This is a genomic window from Bacillus sp. SIMBA_005 (assembly GCF_046535585.1).
GTDB classification, from domain to species: Bacteria; Bacillota; Bacilli; order Bacillales; family Bacillaceae; genus Bacillus; species Bacillus pumilus.
The window spans coordinates 1-267 of the sequence record NZ_JAWRWI010000510.1; the positions used below are offsets into that span (position 1 = coordinate 1).

At 68.9% G+C, this 267-nt stretch carries 1 protein-coding gene; it reads left to right on the forward strand.

What is annotated here, in order from left to right:
* Nucleotides 1-267, forward strand: a 267-nt coding sequence (locus tag SB660_RS21105; protein ID WP_410584336.1) for a hypothetical protein, incomplete at both ends; no start/stop codon positions are given.

The following is a 267-nucleotide window of genomic DNA, read 5'->3' on the forward strand; positions in this document are numbered from 1 at the left end:
CTGTCGAGAACGCCCATGTCTTCACGCCCCCTCTTCCATCTCGCCGCGCCGCTGGCGCTGACCCTGCTGTTCCCGCTGGCCATGGCGCTGGACTGGGCCGCGCCCGTCCGCTGGGCCATCCTGGTCACGCAGGTGCTGAGCTGGCTCGGTTTCGCCTACTGGACCAGCTGGAGCCAGGCCCGCCGCCATCCCGACCAGGCCCGCGTGCTGCGCGAGCAGGAGCAGCTGTTGACCGAACTGCGCAACTTCGTCAGCAACGAAGTCGAG